General features: G+C 70.3%; 18 protein-coding genes. 13 read left to right on the top strand and 5 right to left on the bottom strand.

Going from position 1 to position 18,441, the window contains the following annotated elements; translation table 11 throughout:
- The coding region (locus ASF20_RS06265) for an Ig-like domain-containing protein (protein WP_244476343.1) at positions 1–1,348 on the top strand (1,348 nt) is incomplete at its 5' end.
- Between the two features lie 51 nt (positions 1,349–1,399).
- Here ASF20_RS06265 and ASF20_RS23890 read toward each other — a convergent pair.
- The 3 genes from ASF20_RS23890 to ASF20_RS06250 form a co-directional block, all read right to left on the bottom strand.
- Complete coding sequence (locus ASF20_RS23890) at positions 1,400–1,615, bottom strand: hypothetical protein (protein ID WP_056213480.1); 216 nt, start codon at positions 1,613–1,615, stop codon at positions 1,400–1,402.
- Between the two features lie 364 nt (positions 1,616–1,979).
- Entirely contained in the window at positions 1,980–2,855 is an 876-nt protein-coding gene (locus tag ASF20_RS06255; protein ID WP_056272083.1) for an SDR family oxidoreductase, read from the bottom strand.
- A gap of 84 nt (positions 2,856–2,939) precedes the next feature.
- A complete protein-coding gene (locus ASF20_RS06250; RefSeq protein ID WP_082501212.1) occupies positions 2,940–3,527 on the bottom strand; it encodes a phosphatase PAP2 family protein in 588 nt (195 codons plus the stop codon).
- A 374-nt stretch (positions 3,528–3,901) separates the two neighbouring features.
- Here ASF20_RS06250 and ASF20_RS06245 point away from each other — a divergent pair, with 374 nt between their 5' ends.
- On the top strand, positions 3,902–4,564 hold the full coding sequence (locus tag ASF20_RS06245; protein WP_056213487.1) for a DUF2147 domain-containing protein: 663 nt from the start codon (positions 3,902–3,904) through the stop codon (positions 4,562–4,564).
- A 79-nt stretch (positions 4,565–4,643) separates the two neighbouring features.
- On the opposite strand, the gene ASF20_RS06240 is transcribed toward ASF20_RS06245, so the two are convergent.
- Entirely contained in the window at positions 4,644–5,870 is a 1,227-nt protein-coding gene (locus ASF20_RS06240; RefSeq protein WP_056272080.1) for a serine hydrolase domain-containing protein, read from the bottom strand.
- A 271-nt stretch (positions 5,871–6,141) separates the two neighbouring features.
- Here ASF20_RS06240 and ASF20_RS06235 point away from each other — a divergent pair, with 271 nt between their 5' ends.
- On the top strand, positions 6,142–7,260 hold the full coding sequence (locus ASF20_RS06235) for a metallophosphoesterase (protein ID WP_056272076.1): 1,119 nt from the start codon (positions 6,142–6,144) through the stop codon (positions 7,258–7,260).
- A gap of 81 nt (positions 7,261–7,341) precedes the next feature.
- Here the strand turns inward: ASF20_RS06235 and ASF20_RS06230 are convergent, their stop codons facing one another.
- The gene (locus tag ASF20_RS06230; protein ID WP_056213493.1) at positions 7,342–7,836 is read right to left on the bottom strand and encodes a DUF427 domain-containing protein; all 495 of its coding nucleotides are present in this window, start codon (positions 7,834–7,836) and stop codon (positions 7,342–7,344) included.
- 159 nt (positions 7,837–7,995) lie between these two features.
- Here ASF20_RS06230 and otsB point away from each other — a divergent pair, with 159 nt between their 5' ends.
- The 10 genes from otsB to ASF20_RS06180 all read left to right on the top strand — a co-directional run bounded on the left by otsB (position 7,996) and on the right by ASF20_RS06180 (position 18,416).
- Entirely contained in the window at positions 7,996–8,751 is a 756-nt protein-coding gene (otsB, locus tag ASF20_RS06225; RefSeq protein WP_056213495.1) for a trehalose-phosphatase, read from the top strand.
- Between the two features lie 61 nt (positions 8,752–8,812).
- Entirely contained in the window at positions 8,813–9,823 is a 1,011-nt protein-coding gene (locus tag ASF20_RS06220; protein ID WP_056272073.1) for a glucokinase, read from the top strand.
- Between the two features lie 14 nt (positions 9,824–9,837).
- Entirely contained in the window at positions 9,838–10,590 is a 753-nt protein-coding gene (locus ASF20_RS06215) for a DUF2459 domain-containing protein (protein WP_056272069.1), read from the top strand.
- Between the two features lie 86 nt (positions 10,591–10,676).
- Positions 10,677–12,206 carry a Do family serine endopeptidase gene (locus tag ASF20_RS06210; RefSeq protein WP_056272064.1) on the top strand — a complete coding sequence of 510 codons (1,530 nt, stop codon included), beginning with the start codon at positions 10,677–10,679 and terminating at the stop codon, positions 12,204–12,206.
- 267 nt (positions 12,207–12,473) lie between these two features.
- Positions 12,474–13,769, top strand: a complete 1,296-nt coding sequence (locus ASF20_RS06205; protein ID WP_056272062.1) for an aminotransferase class I/II-fold pyridoxal phosphate-dependent enzyme — start codon at positions 12,474–12,476, stop codon at positions 13,767–13,769.
- 131 nt (positions 13,770–13,900) lie between these two features.
- Entirely contained in the window at positions 13,901–14,323 is a 423-nt protein-coding gene (locus tag ASF20_RS06200; protein ID WP_056272156.1) for a hypothetical protein, read from the top strand.
- Positions 14,324–14,362: 39 nt separating this feature from the next.
- Positions 14,363–14,872 carry a hypothetical protein gene (locus ASF20_RS06195; RefSeq protein ID WP_156647984.1) on the top strand — a complete coding sequence of 170 codons (510 nt, stop codon included), beginning with the start codon at positions 14,363–14,365 and terminating at the stop codon, positions 14,870–14,872.
- 60 nt (positions 14,873–14,932) lie between these two features.
- Complete coding sequence (gene kdsA / locus ASF20_RS06190; RefSeq protein WP_200927193.1) at positions 14,933–15,766, top strand: 3-deoxy-8-phosphooctulonate synthase; 834 nt, start codon at positions 14,933–14,935, stop codon at positions 15,764–15,766.
- A gap of 188 nt (positions 15,767–15,954) precedes the next feature.
- Positions 15,955–16,284, top strand: coding sequence for a hypothetical protein (locus ASF20_RS06185; RefSeq protein ID WP_082487217.1), 330 nt, complete (start codon positions 15,955–15,957; stop codon positions 16,282–16,284).
- Between the two features lie 209 nt (positions 16,285–16,493).
- On the top strand, positions 16,494–18,416 hold the full coding sequence (locus ASF20_RS06180) for a Hint domain-containing protein (RefSeq protein WP_244476342.1): 1,923 nt from the start codon (positions 16,494–16,496) through the stop codon (positions 18,414–18,416).
- Positions 18,417–18,441 lie beyond the last annotated feature (25 nt).

The raw sequence follows: 18,441 nt of genomic DNA, 5'->3' as shown, positions 1-18,441 counted from the left end.
GGTGGTCGCCTCGGGCCAGACCTTCGGCCTCGGGCCCCACACCCTCACCGCCACCGCGACGGACGCGGCCGGCAATCCCGCCGATCCGGTCGCCTTCAGCTTCACGGTGGCTGGCACCCCGATCGCGGCGGCGGATACGGCCGCCCTCGAAGCCCACACCTTCGCGACGGGGAACGTGCTCGCGAACGACGTCGATCTCGGCGGTGCGGCCCTGCACGTCACGGCCGTGCGCACGGAGGACGGCGCGACCACCGCCGTGCCGGCCGGCGGCACCGTCACCCTCGCAAGCCCCCACGGGGCCCTGACGATCGGCGCCGACGGACGCTACGCCTATCTCGGGCGGAGCCCAGGGGCCGATTCCTTCGCCTACACCATCGCCGACAGCGACGGCGCCACCGCCTCGGCCACCCTCACCACCGCCGTCGCGGCGCACGGCCCCGCTGCGGAGGCGACCTTCGCCTTCGCCTTCACGCAGGCGATCCTGACCTATCAGAACGGGGCGGCGGTGCTGACGGGGCCGGATGGCACGGTCCAGGACGTGACCGGCATCGGCCGCCTTCACTTCACCGACGGCACGATCGACGAGGCCGACGGATCCCCCCTCGTGGACGATCTGTTCTACCTCGCCCAGAACCGCGATGTCTGGCAGGCGCGCGTCGATCCCGATCGGCACTATGCCGAATGGGGCTGGCGCGAAGGACGCGATCCCAACCCTCAGTTCTCGACATCGGGCTACCTGGCGGCCAATCCGGACGTGGCCGCGGCCGGTGTCGATCCGCTCACCCATTACGATCGGTTCGGCTGGCAGGAGGGACGCAATCCCTCGGCGGCGTTCGATACGGAGGCGTACCTGGCCGCCAACCCGGATGTCGCGGCGGCGGGGATCGACCCCCTCGCGCACTACCTGGAATACGGGCAAGTCGAGGGCCGCACGGCCCTGCCCGTCCCGCCCGCGGGGCCCGCCCCCCACCACCTCGATGGCGCATTCGATGCCACCTACTATCTCGCGCAGTACCCGGACGTGGCCCGCGCGGCGGCGGCCGCCGGCGGTGATCCGGACAGCTTCGCCTTCGCGCATTACCTGCGGTACGGGGCCGTCGAAGGGCGCGACCCGGACGCCTACTTCTCGACGACGGGCTATCTGGCGGCCAATCCGGACGTGGCCGAGGCCGGGATGAATCCGCTGCTCCATTACGAGGCCTACGGCTGGCGGGAGGGCCGCAACCCCTCCGCCCTGTTCGACACGAAGGCGTACCTCGCCGCCAACCCGGACGTGGCCGCCGCGGGGATCGACCCGCTCGCCCATTATCTCCAGTACGGCCTCGCCGAGCATCGGGACCTCGCGTGACGGGGCACACGGCGCCCGGGCACCCGGGGAACACGGCCTCGTCGAGCCGGATCAACCCGGTGCGCGCCCCCGCGTGTCGCGGCAGAGGGCGGCCGCCTCGGCCATGGCCTCGCGGCCCTGGCGCAGGGCGGCCTCCGCGTCGGGCAGGGAATAGAGGGCGCTCCGCACCACCTGGTCCGCCTCCCGCACGGTCCAGCGGTACCGGGTGGCATCCTCGGGGCAGCTCTCAACCTCCAGGGTGAGGGGACCCATCGCTTCGCGCGCCATCGTGACCTCCTGCGGTGCCGGGTTCGACGCCCGCGGCGGCGGGCGGACACTCGGGGAAGTCCATCCAGTCCGTGAAGGCCTCCGCCGGGTAGCTGTGCTGGCAGGAGGCGACGTGCCACGGCCGGGGATCGCCCAGGCCCGCCGGGTCCCAGCGGATCACCGCGCGCCGGTCCGGGTCGGACCGGTGGATCGCGATGATCCAGCGACCGTCATGCGGGGCCCGGTCCATCGCCCTCCAGGTGCGCATCCTGCTTCTCCCCCTCCGAGGCCACAGGAACGCGCGAACCGGCCGAACCGTTCGGCGAACCGTTGGGCGAACCCTTCGGAACGACCCCGGCGCCGAGGCCGGGGTCGGCAGGGTCCCTCAGAGGACCGGCATCGCCCCGGCGACGGTGACGAGGGCGCCGGAGGTGTAGCTGCTCTCGGCCGAGGCCAGCATCACGTAGGCGGAGGCGAGCTCCGCCGGCTGGCCCGGGCGCCCGAACGGGACCTGGCTGCCGAAGGACTTGACCGCGTCCTCGCTCATCCCCGCGGGGATGAACGGCGTCCAGATCGGCCCCGGCAGCACGCCGTTCACCCGGATGCCCTTCTCGGCCAGCAGCTGCGCCAGGCTCAGGACCATGTTGCTGAGCGCCCCCTTGGTGGCGCTGTAGGCCATCAGCGAGGGCATCGGGTGCTTCGAATTCACCGAGGAGGTGAAGATCACCGAGGCCCCGGGCTTGAGGTGGGGCAGGGCGGCCTTGGTCACGTAGAACGGCCCGAACACGTTGGTGCGGAAATGGTCCTCGAAGACCGCGTCCTCGATGGCGTCGAGCCCTTGGTTCGGCTGCTGGAAGGCGCCGTTGTTCACCAGCACGTCGAGGCGGCCGAAGGCGGCGACCGTGCGCGCCACGAGGTCGCGGCCATGGGCCGGGTCCTTGAGGTCGCCCGGCAGCAGCAGGGCGCGCCGGCCCGCCTTCTCGATCCAGCCGGCCACCGCCTCGGCATCCGCCTGCTCCTCCGGCAGGTAGGCGATCGCCACGTCGGCGCCCTCGCGGGCGAAGGCGATGGCCACCGCCCGGCCGATGCCGGAATCGCCGCCGGTGATCAGCGCCGCCTGGCCCGTCAGCTTGCCCGAGCCCCGGTAGCTCGCCTCGCCGTGATCCGGCTCGGGCACCATCCGGCCGGTCTTGCCGGGAAAGCTCTGCGGCTGGCCCGCGAAGGGCGGGCTGGGATAGGTCGTCAGGGGGTTGTCGGTCACGCGGCGTCTCCGATGGAATGACGCGTCAACCGGAGGTCGCGTCGCGGCGTTCCCGGCACGCGATGCCGCGCGACCTCGCCGCGATCATCCGGGTATACCGCGCGCCGCCAGACCGGCGACGCCATCCCGCCCGAGGGCGATCCGGTGGTCCACCGCCTCGGCCGAAAGCCCGATCAGCGCCCCGGCAGCGACGTCCACCGGAAAGTGCGCGCCACGCAGGACCTGGACGGCCACGACCCCGAGGGCCGCCGCCGTCGCGACGCCGCGGATCTCGGGATAGGCCCGGCCGGCCGCCGTCGCCACCGCGACGCTCAGGGCCGAGTGTCCCGACGGAAACGACTGCCACGGCCCGACATTCGGCCCGAACCAGCCCTTCTCGTAGAGGCCCTCATCCATCAGCACGTTGGGCCGGGTCCGGTGCACGACCCGCTTCACGGTGGTCTTGGTGGCCGCCGCCAGGATTCCGGCGAGGAGCATGTGCCGGCCGGCCTCGGCCAGACGCGGGTCCCGCCGCAGCACGCCGAGTGCGAGGGTTCCGCTGGAGAGCGCCAGCAGCCACTTCCAGCCGCCCGCCTCGCTGGCCGCCGCCAGGGCCCGCACCCGGCGGGTGTCCTTGGCACGCGCCAGAGAGACGCCGAGACGGATGTCCGCCGCCTCGAGGCGCCGACCCATCCCGACCGATCCATCCGCCATCACGTCGTCCGCCATCCCCGAGAAGCACGGCCGTAAACGCGGTCCCCGGCGGATCGTTCGCGGCACGGCCGGCGATCGCGGGCGCCGGCGGTCCGTCTCCGCGCCGGAGGCCGAAGGGCCGGTTCGCCGTGGCACCCCGGCACGATCCAGCGAACATCAAGACTTCGCCCTCGGCCGGGCTCGGCCACGAAGATAAGGCCACGTCGTCACGACGAATCTGCAGGATTCGGTGCATGCCGGCCATGATCCCGTCACCTTCACGTCGGATGGCGAGGCATCACGTGACAAGCGCTTGCCGTCCTGCGGACGAGGGCGGATCGCCACGGGGCGAGCGCATGAGGGTTGTTGGAAGCATGACGAATCGATCCACCATGGCGGGCGCCGCGCGCCGGCTGGCGCCCCTGGCCGGGCTCGTTGCCGCCGTTCTGCCGGGCCTCGCACTGGCTGCCGCCCCCAACGACGCCAGCGGCACCTGGCTCACCGAGGATGGGCGCGCCCGCATCCGCACCGAGAGGTGCGGCCCGCAGAACACCAACCTGTGCGGCTACGTCGTCTGGCTGAAGGTGCCCCTGAACGACCAGGGCCAGCCCCGGATCGACTTCAAGAATCCCGATCCGAAGAAGCAGTCCCGTCCCTCCCTGGGCCTTCAGCTGATCATGGGCCTGAAGCCGCAGCCGGACGGCCATTACGGCGGCAAGATCTACAACGCCGACGAGGGCAAGTTCTACGACGTGACGATGTGGTCGGACCAGCCGACGGAGCTGTCGGTGCGCGGCTGCCTCCTCGGCTTCCTCTGCGGCTCGCAGACCTGGAACCGGGTCAACGACGTGGTGCCGGGCCAGCTCACCGGCCCGACCAACGGCCCGGGCGGCCCGCGCGCCGATGCGGAATGGGCCCCCAAGGCGGCGCCGAGCGCCGGAGCGGGTGCGCCCGCCGCGACCGGCACGGCCAAGGCGCCCGCGCCCAAGCCGGCGGCCAAGCCGAGTGCCGCTCCGGCGGCGGCACCGGCCGAGTAGTCCCGCGCCGCACGCGCGAGGGGTCGTGAAACGCCGCCGTCCCGCCAAGGGCCGGCGGCGGTTCGCGTTTCCGGGGCCTTCAATCCACCAGGGCCGCGTAGGTCAGCACGCGCAGCTCGCGTCGCAGCGGCAAGGCCGAGGAGGGGATGAGCTGCGTGAGCAGCACCACGGCGAGATCCTCCGCCGGGTCGACCCAGAAGGCGGTGCTGGCAAGTCCGCCCCAGGCCGCCTCGCCCGGCGTGCCGACGATCTGGGCGCGGGCCGGATCGAGCATCACCGAGAAGCCGAGGCCGAAGCCGATCCCCGTATAGGCGGTCTCGGAGAAGCGCGGCTGGCCCATCGCCGCCAAGTCCCCGTCGAGGTGATTCATCAGCATGAGGTCGACGGTCTTGCGCCCGAGGAGCCGGGTGCCCTCGAGTTCGCCGCGCCCGAGGAGGAAGCGGCAGAAGCGCATGTAGTCGGACGCGGTCGAGACGAGGCCGCCGCCGCCCGAGGCCACCGCCGGCGGGCGGGCGAAGCGACTGCCGACCGCATCGTCGTAGAGCTTCAGCGTCCGGTCCCGGAACAGGCTGTAATTGGCGGCCAGGCGCGGCAGCTTGTCGGCAGGCACGGAGAAGTCCGTGTCGACCATGCCGAGGGGGCCGATCACGCGTTGGCGGAGGAAATCGGCGAAGTCCTGGCCGGAGACGACGGCCACGAGGTGTCCCAGGACGTCGGTGGCCACCGAATAGTTCCACTCGGCGCCGGGCTGGGCGAGGAGGGGCTGCCGGGCGAGCCGGGCCACCACCTCGGCGAGGCTCGCCTCCTGGGCCTCGCCGAAATCGACGCCGTTCTGGCGATAGAGGGCATCGACGAGGGTCGCCTCCATGAAACCGTAGGTCAGGCCGGAGGTATGGGTGAGAAGGTCGCGGATCGTGATCGGGCGCCGGGCCGGCTCACTGTCGAACTTTGCCCGGTTGCCGCCGGTGAGAACTCGCAGATCCGAAAATTCCGGCAGGAAGCGGGTGATCGGGTCGTCGAGTTGGAAGCGGCCCTCCTCATAAAGCATCATCACCGCCACCGAGGTCAGCGGTTTCGTCATCGAGTAGATGCGCGCGATGGTGTCGGGGGCGAAGGGCGCGTCGCGCGCGATGTCGGCCCGGCCATGGGCGCGGAAGAAGGCCGTCCGGTCACCGCGGGCCAGCATCACCGACAGGCCCGCGACCTTGCCGTCGTCGACGAGGCGCCGCATCCAGCCGTCGATCCGCTCCAGGCGGTCCGGGCAGAGCCCGAGGGCCCGCGGCTCGCTTGCGATCTCACCGTGCATCACACCTGCTCCGTCCCTGGCCACCAGCCCTGCCGACCGGCCCTGGCATAGCGGCGCGGCCGGACGGCGCAAACCCTGGCCTGCGCCGGAACGCCGACGCGATCACCCGACGCTCCGTCCCGCCTCGAAGGCCGCCCGGCGCTCCCCTCCCAACGCTTCCCTCCCAACGCTTCCCTTGCGGGTCGGTGGCGACCCCGAAGCGTCCCTCGGGCTCCGCAACGCCGAGCAGAAAACTTTGCGCTGGGCCCCTGCCGCGGTCCATGGAGCAGCCATGATCCACCTGATCTTCAGCCTGCCCTGCCTGTACGTCGTCACCCGGGGCGTCTGGCCGCTGCCCTGGCCGCTTGCGCTCAAGCTCGGTCTCGCCGCCCTCCTGCTGGTCGCCTCGCAGTACCACCTGTGGAGCCGCCTCTCCTCCGGGTCCGTCTTCTCGCCCGAGTTTCCGCGGCCCATCGTTATGCTGTTCAGCGGGGCGTTCGGTGCGATCATCCTGCTGGCGGTGCTGCTCTTCGCGCTCGACGCCGTCGCCCTGGCATCCCTGGCCCTGCCCGGCGGCGGTTGGGCGGTTTCCAGCGCCTGGCGCATCGGGGCGGCCCTGGCGGTCGCGGTCCTGGCGGCGGTCGCGGTGCAGCAGGCCGTGCGCGTGCCGCCCCTGAAGGATGTCACGGTCGCGGTCAGGGACCTGCCGCCGGGCTTCGAAGGATACACCATCCTCCATCTCACCGACCTGCACATCAGCCGCCTGTTCCCCGCGACCTGGGCACAGGCGGTCGTCTCGCGCGCCAACGGGCTCGGCACGGACGTGATCCTCGTCACGGGGGATTTCATCGACGGTTCGTTCGCGGCCCGGCAGGCCGACGTGGAGCCGCTGCGCGACCTGACGGCGCGGGACGGCGTCTGGGCCATCCCCGGCAACCACGAATACTTCTTCGACGTCGAGACCTGGATGCGCCACTTCGCCGGCATGGGGATGCACATCCTCGCCAACGCCCATGCGGTCGTGACCCGCGGCGGCGACGCGCTGGTGCTGGCGGGAGTCACCGATCGCTCGGCGCCCGCCATCGGCCATCCGGGGCCCGACCTCGACGGTGCCCTGGCGGGTGCGCCCACGGATGCGCCGATCGTGCTCCTCGATCACCAGCCGGCAAATGCCCCTCGGGCAGCCGCGCGCGGCGTGGCGCTGCAACTGTCTGGCCATACACACGGCGGCATGATCATCGGACTGGACCGGCTCGTGGCACGCGGCAACAACGGGTTCGTCTCCGGCGCCTACCAGGTCGGCGGCATGACCCTCTACGTCAGCAACGGGACGGGCCTGTGGGCCGGCTTCGCACTGCGCCTCGGCCGCCCGTCCGAGCTGACCCGCATCACCCTGCGCCGCACGTCTTGAGGGGGCACGGATACCGGGCGTCGCGCAGGCAGTCCGACGGGGCCTGGATCGGCGGCGATGCCTTTCGGCCCAGCCCGCGCTTCACCACCCCATGGTGCCGGGGCCGCCCTTGAACGGGCCGACGATGGCGGGCGTGATCCAGCCGCCGTAGAAGCCGCCGGGCTGCGGCGTCACACGCGCGTCGCCGACGAAGCAGGCCTCCATCGGACCGGCATAGAAGGCGATGTAGCCCGCGATCGCGGTGAAGTCCGGCGTGGGGGCGGGGTAGGCCCAGGCCGCGCCCTCGGCGCGAAAGCCGCCCGCCGCGACGTCGTACAGGACGGCGCGCCCCTTCCACTCGCAGATGCCGGCCCGGCGAGCGGGCCCGAGCACGCCGGCCACCACATCGCCGGGCGGAAAGTAGTAGGTCGGCGGATGGCTGGTCTCCAGCACCCGGTATCCGGCACCGGTCTCGGCGATGGTCCGGCCGTCGAGCACGACCCGCAGCCGCTCCGGAACCCTCTCGAGGCGGGGCGGGCGCGGGTAGTCCCAGACGCTCTCCTCGTTCGGGCCGGGCGGGATCGGGGTGGGCCACATGCGATCGGGACCTTGCCTCACAGGGATCGGAAGGTCGGACAAATAGGGCAGGGTGTTGCGCCCGCCCTGTTTTCCGGCCTCCCGATTTCCCCATCCCGCGTTTTCCCCCGGCGCAGGGCATGCTAGCGCAGGCCCGGATCAGACGAAGGGACAACCTGCGTGACCGACCCGACCGCCTTCGCCCTCTATCTCGACTTCGACGGCACCCTGGTGGAGATTGCGCCCAAGCCCGACCAGGTCCGGGTCGATCCCGCCCTCGCTCCGGCCCTGGAGCGTCTGCGCGCCCGGCTCGGGGGCGCCCTCGCCATCGTCACGGGCCGGCCCATCGGGGTGATCGACGATTTCCTGGTCCCCGCCCGCTTCGATGTCGCCGGCCTTCACGGCGTCGAACGGCGGGTCGACGGCATCGTCTCGGGCGGCTCCGCCGAGGATCACCCTGACCTACGGGCCCAGGTGCCGGCCCTGCATGCGGCGGTCACCGCCCTCGAGCACGTCCTGATCGAAGACAAGGGCGCCTCCGTGGCGGTGCATTGGCGTCTCGCCACCCCGAGCGATGCCGCCGCGGCCGAGGAGGCCGTGAAGGCCGCCGCCACCGCCCTCGGATCCGCCTATCGGCTCCAGCTCGGCAAGGCGGTAGGCGAGATCGTGCCCGCCTCCGCCACCAAGGGCCATGCCATCCGGGCGCTCGCCGAAAACCCGCCCTATGCCGGCCGCCGGGCGATCTTTCTCGGAGACGACCTCACCGACGAGAAGGCCTTCGCCGTGATCAACGAGACCGGTGGCGTCAGCGTCCGTATCGGCGGGGCCGAGACGATCGCGTCCCGCCGCCTCATCGATCCGGAGGATGTGCGCCGTCTGCTCTACGCCTGGGCCGATGGAGCACAGATCGACCCAGACGCCCTGCCGGCCGCCTGAGCGGCGTCCCACGACCGATCCCTAATCCCCGTTCCCCGGGGCCCAGACGGAAGCGACGCGCATGTTCGAATTTCCCGTCCTCGTCGGCGATATCGGCGGCACCAACGCCCGCTTTGCCCTGGTCCCCGAGGCGGGGGCGAAGCCGGTCCTCCTCTCCCACGAGGAGACGGCCGGCCACCCCGATCCCAGTGCCGCCATCCGCGCCTCCCTGGCCAAGGGGAACGGCACCGCCCCACGCTCCGCCATCCTGGCGGTGGCGGCCCGGGTCGACGGGCCGGCGGTGCAACTCACCAATGCCCAATGGGTGATCGAGGGCGCGCGGATCGGGCAGGATTTCGGCCTGTCGCGCTCGGTGGTGGTCAACGACTACGTACCCGTGGCGGCAGGTGCTGCCGGGATCAGCCCCTCCGAGCTGACGCCCATCGGTCCGAACCGGGAGGAGGGCCGGGCCGGCGACCAGGGGGCGCGCCTCGTCCTCGGGCCCGGCACCGGGTTCGGTGCAGCGGCCCTGTTGCCGGTGGGCGGGCGCCTCGTCATCGTCTCGACCGAGAGCGGCCACGTGGATTTCGGGCCGAGCTCGCCGGCCGAGCTCGCCCTGTGGCCGCATCTGGAGCGGGTCGAGGGCCGCATCACCGTCGAAACTCTCCTTTCCGGCCCCGGCCTGACCCGGCTCCATGCAGGCCTGCACCGGCTGCGCACCGGCGCCGACGGCCCGCGCCTCGACCCGGCTGCGGTCACGGAGGCGGGGCTCACCGATGCCGACCCGGACGCGGCGGCCGCCCTCAACCTGTTCGCCAAACTCCTGGGCCGCGTCTGCGGCGACCTCGCGCTCACGTTCCTGGCCACCGGAGGCGTCTATATCGGCGGCGGGATCGCGCCCCGCATCATCGACGTGCTCCGGCGCGGCGCCTTCCGCGCGGCCTTCGAGTACAAGCCCCCCTTCGTGGCGCAGATGGAGGCGATCCCCACGAGCGTCATCGCCGTGCACGATCCCGCGCTGACGGGCCTCGCCGCCCTCGCAAGCCAGCCTGACCGGTTCGACTATCACGGCCAGGTCTGGCAGGCGCCCTGACCGATCGCGCAGCCATGCGCACGGGTCGGTGGGGACTCGCTCGAATTGTCGCGGGCCTCGCCGCCCTGATCGTCACCCTGGTCGGACTCGTCGTCCTCGCAGCGCTGCTGACGGCGCAGCGGGGCGACCCGGACCTTTATCCGCCGGCGGACGCGGACAGTATCGGCATCGCGCTGGTGTCGCACGGCTGGCATTCCGGCCTCGTGCTGCCGCGGGCCGCTCTGACGGGAGCGGGGAGCGGGCCGGCCCTCGCCAGCATCGCAACGCGGTTCCGCGCCTATCCGCAGATCGAGTTCGGTTGGGGCGAGGCCCGCTTCTACCGGGCGACGCCGACCCTGGCCCAGTTCGATCTCGGTCTCGCGCTCGCAGCCCTGTTCACGCCGGGCGGACGGGCCGGGCTGGTCCAGGTGGTCGGCCTCGAGCGGCCGGTGCGTGATAGCTTTCCCTATTCGGACCTCGTGCCGCTGCGGGTCTCGAAGCCCGGCCTCGCGCGCCTTCTCGCTCGCCTGGAAGGAAGCTTCCGCCTCGTCGACGGACAGCCGGCCGCGGGCGGTCCGGGCCTCTACGGGCCGAGCCTGTTCTACGATGGGGCAGGGCGCTTCTCCTACGCGAACGTCTGCAACCACTGGGCGGCACGCCTGTTGCACGCCGCAGGCCTACCCATCACTCCCGTCCTCGATACCCACCCGGCGGGCCTCCTCCTCGACCTGCACTGGCGGTCCGGACTTGCCCCTCAGCCGCCGTCCGCGAACCTGTCCAAACCGTAATCTTCACGCCACGCCCGGGTCAGGCGGCGCCCTCTACAAACCGGATCACGGCCTGCCGATGGCGGCCCCCCGATCCGGAGACCCCTATGACCGCTCAGCCCAACCGTCTGCGCCGCAACGCCCTCGCCTCCGTCGCCGTGGCCGCCCTCGTGGCGACCGGCGCGGCCGGTGTCGGCCTGACCCAGCCGGCCGCGCCGGCCTACGCCCAATCCCTTTCCAAGAACCCGATCGAGACCCCCGATCATCCGCCGGGCTCCTTCGCCAGCGTCGTCGACAAGGTGAAACCGGGCGTCGTCGCCGTGAAGGTGAAGCTCGACGACAGTGCCGATTCCGACGACGAGGACGGCCCCGGCCAGGGACAGCAGGTCCCGCCGCAGCTGCGCGAATTCTTCAAGCGCTTCGGCCAGGGCGGACCGGGTCAGGGTGGTCAGGGCCAGGGCTTCGGCATGCCCAAGCGCCAGGGTCAACGCGGCGCCATGGGCTCGGGCTTCATCATCTCGGCGGACGGCTACGTCGTCACCAACAACCACGTGGTCGACAAGGCCAAGTCGGTGCAGGTGACCCTGGACGACAACCGCACCCTCGATGCGAAGGTGATCGGCAAGGATCCCAAGACCGACCTCGCCCTCCTCAAGATCACCGAGGGCGGCACCTTCCCTTACGTCTCCCTCAGCAAGTCGGCGCCCCGCGTGGGCGACTGGGTGGTGGCGATCGGCAACCCGTTCGGCCTCGGCGGCACGGTGACGGCGGGCATCGTCTCGGCCCGCGGCCGCGACATCGGCGCCGGCCCCTACGACGACTTCCTGCAGATCGACGCGCCGATCAACAAAGGTAATTCCGGCGGCCCGACCTTCAACGTCGGCGGTGAGGTGGTGGGTGTGAACACCGCCATCGCGTCGCCCTCCGGCGGCAGCGTTGGCCTGGCCTTCGCCATCCCGGCCGAGACTGTGCAGGCGGTGGTCGACCAGCTCCGGGCCGACGGCAAGGTGGCCCGCGGCTACCTCGGCGTGCAGGTCCAGCCGGTGACGAAGGACATCGCCGACGGCCTCGGTCTCGACAAGGCCAAGGGCGCCCTCGTGGATCATGCCGAGGCGGGGACTCCGGCGGCGAAGGCGGGCCTGAAGTCCGGCGACGTGATCGAGTCGGTCAACGGTGCTCCGATCAACGACGCCAAGGAGTTGTCCCGCAAGATCGCCGGCATCAAGCCGGGGGCCAAGGTCGAGCTGACCTACCTGCGCGGTGGCAAGACCGACACCGCAACGGTGGAACTCGGCGTGCTGCCCAACGACACCAAGGTGGCGAGCACCGACCGCGGCACCTCGGCGAACGGACAGCCGCGGCTGGGCCTCAGCCTCGCCCCGGCCTCCGAGGTCGGTGCCGGCTCCGAAGGCGTGGCGGTGATGGAGGTCGATCCCGACGGTCCGGCTGCGGCCAAGGGCATCGAGCAGGGTGACATCATCCTGGATGTCGCGGGCTCCAGCGTCTCGCAGCCCTCGGAGGTGGCCGAGCGCGTCCGCTCCGCCGAGTCGAGCGGCCGCAAGGCGGTACTGATGCGGGTCAAGAGCGCCAAGGGCGTCACCCGCTTCGTCGCGGTGGCCCTGAGCAAGGCGGGCTGATCCGGAGTCTCCTCCGAGGGGGATCGAACGAGACCGAACGGCGGCCCATTCTGCGGGCCGCCGTTCGCCCTGGTTCCTCCAGACGCACGGACTGGACGCGCCGAACCGACATCGGAGGCATGGACTCGGATCCGAGCCACCTGGCATGCCACGCAACCCTGAGACCGGGAGCCCCGCGCCCGCGCGGGGTGACGCGGGCGACGCGAGACGTCATGGTGCGCGCGCTTTTTGAACGCCCGCGCGGCCCCACCCGGACCTGAGCCCACCATGACGACGATCGCCGACCGCAGTACGGCCGACCTCGCGGACCTGCACGCGCAGGCTCGCAACGCCTACGACGCCTTCAAGGCCCGGGGCCTCAAGCTCGATATGACGCGCGGCAAGCCGGCGCCCGAGCAGCTCGACCTCTCCAACGGCATGCTCGCGCTGCCGGGCAACGGCGACTACACCACCGCGGCGAAAGAGGATGCGCGCAATTACGGCGGTCAGCAGGGCCTGCCCGAGCTGCGGGCCCTGTTCTCACACCTCATCGATGCGCCGGCCGATCAGATCGTGGTCGGCGGCAATTCCAGCCTGGCCCTGATGCACGACACCATCGTGTGGGCGCTCCTGAAGGGCGTGCCCGGCTCCGAGCGACCGTGGTCGCAGGGCGAGACGCCGGTCTTCCTCTGCCCGGTGCCGGGCTATGACCGCCACTTCGCCCTCTGCGAGGAGTTTGGGATCCGCATGATCCCCGTGCCGATGACGGGGCAGGGGCCCGACATGGACGTGGTCGAGAAGCTGGTCGCCGACCCCGCCGTGAAGGGCATGTGGTGCGTGCCGAAATACGCGAACCCGTCGGGCGAGATCTTCTCCGACGAGACCGTCCGGCGCCTCGCCACGATGACGACCGGCGCTCCCGATTTCCGCCTGTTCTGGGACAACGCCTACGCGGTGCACCACCTCACCACCGATCGCCACCCGGTACGCGATATTCTCGCCGCCTGCGCCGAGGCCGGCCATCCGGACCGGCCCTTTCTCTACGCTTCGACCTCGAAGATCACCCTGGCGGGCGCCGGTCTCGCGGTCTTTGCCGGCTCGCCCGAGAACACGCGCTGGTTCCTGGCCCGTGCCGCCAAGCAGACCATCGGCCCCGACAAGCTGAACCAGCTCCGCCACGTCCGCTTCCTGCGCGACGCCGCCGGACTCCAGGCCCACATGGACGCCCACCGGGCCCTCATCGCGCCGAAGTTCGCGGCCGTACAGGAGGCCCTGGAGCGGCACCTGGCCGGAACCGGTGCCGCGCGCTGGACCCGGCCCGAGGGTGGCTACTTCATCACCGTCGAAGCCCGTGAAGGCACCGCCACCGAGGTGGTTCGGCTCGCCAAGGAAGCGGGCATCGCCCTGACACCGGCCGGAGCGACCTCGCCCTATGGCCGCGACCCGAAGGACAGCGTCCTGCGTCTTGCGCCGACCTTTCCCAGCCTCGGCGACGTGACGAAGGCAGCCGAGGGCATCGCCATCTGCATCCTTCTTGCATCCCTGGAGGCCGAGCACCGGGCCCGCGCGCGCTCGGCGGCCTGACCCCTCTGACGCAATCCGGAAACGTCGGCGCCGGATGATGCGGCGCCTATCCGGGAGGCAACGCGATGGTGACCATGAGGACGGTGACCCCGAGAACGCTGCAACGCGCCGGCGCTCATGTTTTGCCCGGCATGGCTTTCTGCATCCTCATGGCCGAGGCGGCCCCGGCCCAGGCGCGCACCGCCTGGGCGTCCGGCACCTTCGTCTATGCCGACCTTTGTACCCTGCCGCAGACCGGCACGCGCAGCGGCCAGCGCATCACCCTGCGACGCTCACCGAACGGGAACGGGCTGACCTACGAGAGGGCCGAGCAGCGTGGCCCCCGCGCTGCCGCCGACGTCACCCTCGACGACGCCACCAAGGCGATCCGCTTCGCGGTTGAGACGGAGGTCGGGCCGCTCCACTTCCAGGGCGTCGCCGGCGCAGATGCTCTCACCGGCACCTTCGAGGACGAGGCGGGCGCACATGCGGTGTCCCTGCCGCGGGTCCTGCGCTCCCATGCTCACGAGGCCTGCCACGGCGACACCACGGGTTCGATCACCTCGCGGCGGTAGGTGGTGGGCGCGGTCCGTCTCCTGCGCTAGATCGGACCGATGATGCTTTCCTTCCGGCTCGCCGCGATCCTGCTTTCCCCGATGCTGTACGCTGCGGCTCCGGCGGCGGCGGATGGCTGCGATGCCCTCGCCGCACGGATGATCCGCGCCACCGGGGCTTCCCTGGCCGGTCGCGAGGGGACACGCGCCGTATTCCGCGCAGCCGATGCCGAGCGGATGAGCCTCGATTGCCGGGCGCACGGGATGGTCTTCTCCGCCCTGGAACGGGAGCCGGCTCGCCGCTACTACGCGCTGATCGGCCTCGCCGCCGGGGCGCTCACCGGCGCGAAACCCGAGGCTGTCGAGACCCTCGCCCTCAGCCTGCATCAGAACGCCCTGGTCACGGGACGCCCGCAGGAGGGCGTAGTGGGGCGCGCTGCGCTCCGCTGCGAGACGGCGCCCGATACCGACCCGTTCGTGTCGCCGCGGACCCGCTGCGTGCTGATCCCCAGCACCCGGGGCGTGCTTCGCCGCCATGCCGGCCTTCCCGTGGGAGCGCAGGCGGGCTAGACCGGCGCCATGCCTCAGATCGCTTCATCCGAGACCGCGTCTTCCACCGCTCCCATCGTGATGGCCGGTTCGGTCGCGTTCGCGAACCACCTACCCTTCGCGCTGATCGCCGGCCCGTGCCAGCTCGAGAGTCGCGATCACGCGGTCGAGATCGCCGATGCCCTGAAGGCGATGACCGACCGCCTCGGAATCGGCCTCGTGTTCAAGGCCTCGTTCGACAAGGCCAACCGGACCTCCGGCACCACCGCGCGCGGCCTCGGCCTCGCCGGGGCCCTGCCGATCTTCTCGGAGATCAAGGAGCGCTTCGGCCTGCCCGTCCTGACCGACGTGCACGAGGCAGCGCAATGCGCGGCTGCGGCCGAGGTGATCGACGTGCTCCAGATCCCGGCCTTCCTCTGCCGGCAGACCGACCTCCTTCTCGCGGCCGCCGCCACCGGCCGAGTGGTAAATGTGAAGAAAGGTCAGTTCCTCGCACCCTGGGACATGGCTCACGTGGCCGCGAAGGTGACCAGGGCAGGCAATCCCAACGTGCTGGTGACCGAGCGCGGCGCCTCGTTCGGCTACAACACCCTCGTCTCCGACATGCGCAGCCTGCCGATCATGGCGCAGGTGACCCACGGCGCCCCAGTGGTGTTCGACGCCACCCACTCGGTGCAGCAGCCGGGTGGTCAGGGCGCGACCTCGGGCGGTCAGCGGGAGTTCGTCGCCGTGCTCGCTCGCGCGGCCGTAGCGGTGGGCGTCGCCGGCCTGTTCATCGAGACGCATCCCGACCCGGACCAGGCCCCCTCGGATGGACCGAACATGGTGCCCCTGACGGCGATGCCGGCGCTGCTCGCCGAGTTGCAGGCCTTCGATCGCCTCGCCAAGGCGCGGATCGTCGGCCAGGCCCCCTGAGATCGAGGAAAACCGTCAATCTAGATCCGGCAAGTCCAGGCACGGGCTCGACAACTCCGGACGGCTGAAGCGATTCACCAAGGGCGATGAACCACGTTGCGCTTTGTTCATCTGGGAAAGCGGACGGGAACGATCGGGACATCCTGACGTTGGAATATCCAATTCGTTCTCGAATGCTGTAGGATACCATGCGCAAGCTCGCTCTAATTTCTGCCCTTACCCTTTCGCTCGGCGGTCTCGCTGCTGCCACCTCCGCCGAGGCCGGGCCGCGTGGCCATGGTTACGGTCATGGGGGCTACGGTCATGGCCATGCCTACGGCCATCGCGGCTATGGTCGCGGCTACGCGTATGGCGGTCGTCGTCGTGGGATCGGAACCGGCGCGGCCGTCGGTCTCGGCATTGCCGGTCTCGCGGCGGGCGCAATCGCTGCGGGCGCTGCGCGGGATTCCTATTATCGCGACGGTTATGCGCGTCCTGCCTATGGCTACGGCGCTCCCGCTTACGGTTATGGCTACTAAGCTCTTCATCGTCTGACACCGAAGACCGATACGCAAACGCAAGCAGGGGCGGCCAACGAAAGTTGGCCGCCCCTGCTTGCGTTTGGACCCCGCCCGGAACTACGAACCGCTCCGCTTCGCGCGCTCGCGGCCATATCGATTTTTGCGCCTCGTCCCACAAGCTTCGCAAGGGGGTTCGCGTCCGATCCCCACGGTGTGAGGAATGTGGAATGGCCATCTTGACGGACCTGAGTCCAGAACAGCGTGATGAAGTCACCTACCTGTCGGGTCTCGATGAGGATGGCCGGATTGGGAAGGACACTTGGTTCACTTGGAACTATGCGGACTTCAGCAAGACACAAGTATGGATGAACAAGTTCTATAATGACAGCGAGGGCACCCCTCTCGCAGCCACGAGCGAGGCTGGAACACCAGGGGGAACAGTCACCTACTCCTTCGGCGCCGGCCTGCCAGCTCAAAGCCAGGCCGCCTATACTTCCGCGCTGACGCTGTGGTCCGATATCGCGGACATCACGTTCAAATACGTTCCGACGACTGAGACGGCAAATGTGCTGCTCGAGAATCCAACCGCAGGGCCCGGCGTTACCTTCTTCCCGAACAACGGCCGCCAGCCGATCGGAGGCTCGGACATCCCATCACAGACCTCCCCCAATGCCGCAGGCGGTCAATCAACGATCCAGACATCCGCTTTTCCGGACTCAGGACCGTCGAACATCTTCAGCCTCGAGAACTCCAACATCCTGGGAACCATAGCCCATGAGACGGGCCACCTCGTAGGCCTCGGTCACTCCGGACCGTACAACGGCGATACCGTGGAGGGGGTGCGAGGCCCGTACGACCAGAATCTCTGGACCTTGATGTCCTATTACGGAAACAGCGACCCGGCCTCGCCCTTCACGTCGCAGGGCCCCGTCGTGGCGGATTGGCAGGGAGGGTGGGCTCAGACACCCATGCCCATCGACATCCTGGCCGTCCAACGCTTCTACGGTGAATCCAAGACCGGCACCTTCGCCGGCGGTCAGACCTACGGCTTCAATACAAATATCACCGGCGCATCCCGAGACTACTTCGATTTCACCAAGAACAGTACCCCCTTCGTCACCCTTTACAATCGGGGCGTCGACAACACTCTCGATGTCTCCGGATACAGCCAGGGCAGCCGAATCAACCTGAATCCCGGCACCTTCAGTACCGCCAGCGCCAACAGCTCCGTCACCAACAACATCGGCATCTCTTTCGGCACGCGGATCGACAAGGCGATCACCGGCGATGGCGACGACGTGATCATCGGCAATGGCAACAGCAACGTGGTCGACGGTGGCGTGGGTGATAACACCTTCATCGTCACGGGCTTGCGCACGAACTTCACGATCGACCGGACGGGCGCGCGTACCATCGTCACCGACAAGACCACGGGCGCCGTCGATACCCTGACGAACATCGGAAGGATCCAGTTCGCCGATCCCGTCTGCTTCACCACCGGAACGCGCATCGCGGTCGTCCGAGACGGCATCGCCGGCCAGGTCTTTATCCAAGATCTAGGCGTGGGCGATGTGGCGGTGACCGCGACGGGCGGATTCCGCCCAATCCGCTGGATCGGCCGGCGGGAGGTTCGGCCCGGTGCCTATCCCGTGCCTGCGACGCAATGGCCCGTACGCATCCTGGCCGGAGCGTTCGGCACGGATGCCTGCGGTCAGGCCGTCCCAGCCCGAGACCTGCGCCTGTCGCCCGGACACCCGGTGCTGATCGGCGCCGATGCGGCGAACGCGGGCGGCGTGCTGGTGCCGATCATGAACCTCATCGATGGCATCGCGATCTGCCGAGAGGCTGTGGACCGGGTGACCTACTGGCATGTGGAGCTCGACCGGCACGACATCCTGCTGGCGGAAGGCCTGCCGGCCGAATCGTACTTCGAGAGCGGCGCGCGCGCCTGGTTCGGCAGCGACACCAGGCAGGGCTGGTGGAGGGACGTCGACGGGACCGGCAGTCCGCTGTCCGGTCGCTGCCGTCCGGTGGCGTTCGACGGTCCGATCGTCGAGGCTGCGCGCTGCCGGATCGGCAGCGCCTTGCGCCTGCGTCTGGCCGCACAGGCAGCCTGGCCTTGCATCGAGACGCGGACGATGGCGGCCTGAGCCGAGGCCGCTCTCAAGGGAACGG

The sequence above is a fragment of the Methylobacterium sp. Leaf88 genome (assembly GCF_001422795.1).
Classification (GTDB): Bacteria; Pseudomonadota; Alphaproteobacteria; order Rhizobiales; family Beijerinckiaceae; genus Methylobacterium.
This window is presented reverse-complemented; position numbering and strand designations above follow the sequence as displayed.

Coding starts and splice junctions, on each gene's coding strand:
- ASF20_RS23890 (WP_056213480.1), bottom strand. CDS start 1,615: ATGGCGCGCGAAGCGATGGGTCCCCTCACCCTGGAGGTTGAGAGCTGC.
- ASF20_RS06250 (WP_082501212.1), bottom strand. CDS start 3,527: ATGGGTCGGCGCCTCGAGGCGGCGGACATCCGTCTCGGCGTCTCTCTG.
- ASF20_RS06245 (WP_056213487.1), top strand. CDS start 3,902: ATGACGAATCGATCCACCATGGCGGGCGCCGCGCGCCGGCTGGCGCCC.
- ASF20_RS06240 (WP_056272080.1), bottom strand. CDS start 5,870: ATGCACGGTGAGATCGCAAGCGAGCCGCGGGCCCTCGGGCTCTGCCCG.
- ASF20_RS06235 (WP_056272076.1), top strand. CDS start 6,142: ATGATCCACCTGATCTTCAGCCTGCCCTGCCTGTACGTCGTCACCCGG.
- ASF20_RS06230 (WP_056213493.1), bottom strand. CDS start 7,836: ATGTGGCCCACCCCGATCCCGCCCGGCCCGAACGAGGAGAGCGTCTGG.
- ASF20_RS06220 (WP_056272073.1), top strand. CDS start 8,813: ATGTTCGAATTTCCCGTCCTCGTCGGCGATATCGGCGGCACCAACGCC.
- ASF20_RS06215 (WP_056272069.1), top strand. CDS start 9,838: ATGCGCACGGGTCGGTGGGGACTCGCTCGAATTGTCGCGGGCCTCGCC.
- ASF20_RS06210 (WP_056272064.1), top strand. CDS start 10,677: ATGACCGCTCAGCCCAACCGTCTGCGCCGCAACGCCCTCGCCTCCGTC.
- ASF20_RS06205 (WP_056272062.1), top strand. CDS start 12,474: ATGACGACGATCGCCGACCGCAGTACGGCCGACCTCGCGGACCTGCAC.
- ASF20_RS06200 (WP_056272156.1), top strand. CDS start 13,901: ATGGCTTTCTGCATCCTCATGGCCGAGGCGGCCCCGGCCCAGGCGCGC.
- ASF20_RS06195 (WP_156647984.1), top strand. CDS start 14,363: ATGATGCTTTCCTTCCGGCTCGCCGCGATCCTGCTTTCCCCGATGCTG.
- kdsA (WP_200927193.1), top strand. CDS start 14,933: ATGGCCGGTTCGGTCGCGTTCGCGAACCACCTACCCTTCGCGCTGATC.
- ASF20_RS06185 (WP_082487217.1), top strand. CDS start 15,955: ATGCGCAAGCTCGCTCTAATTTCTGCCCTTACCCTTTCGCTCGGCGGT.
- ASF20_RS06180 (WP_244476342.1), top strand. CDS start 16,494: ATGGCCATCTTGACGGACCTGAGTCCAGAACAGCGTGATGAAGTCACC.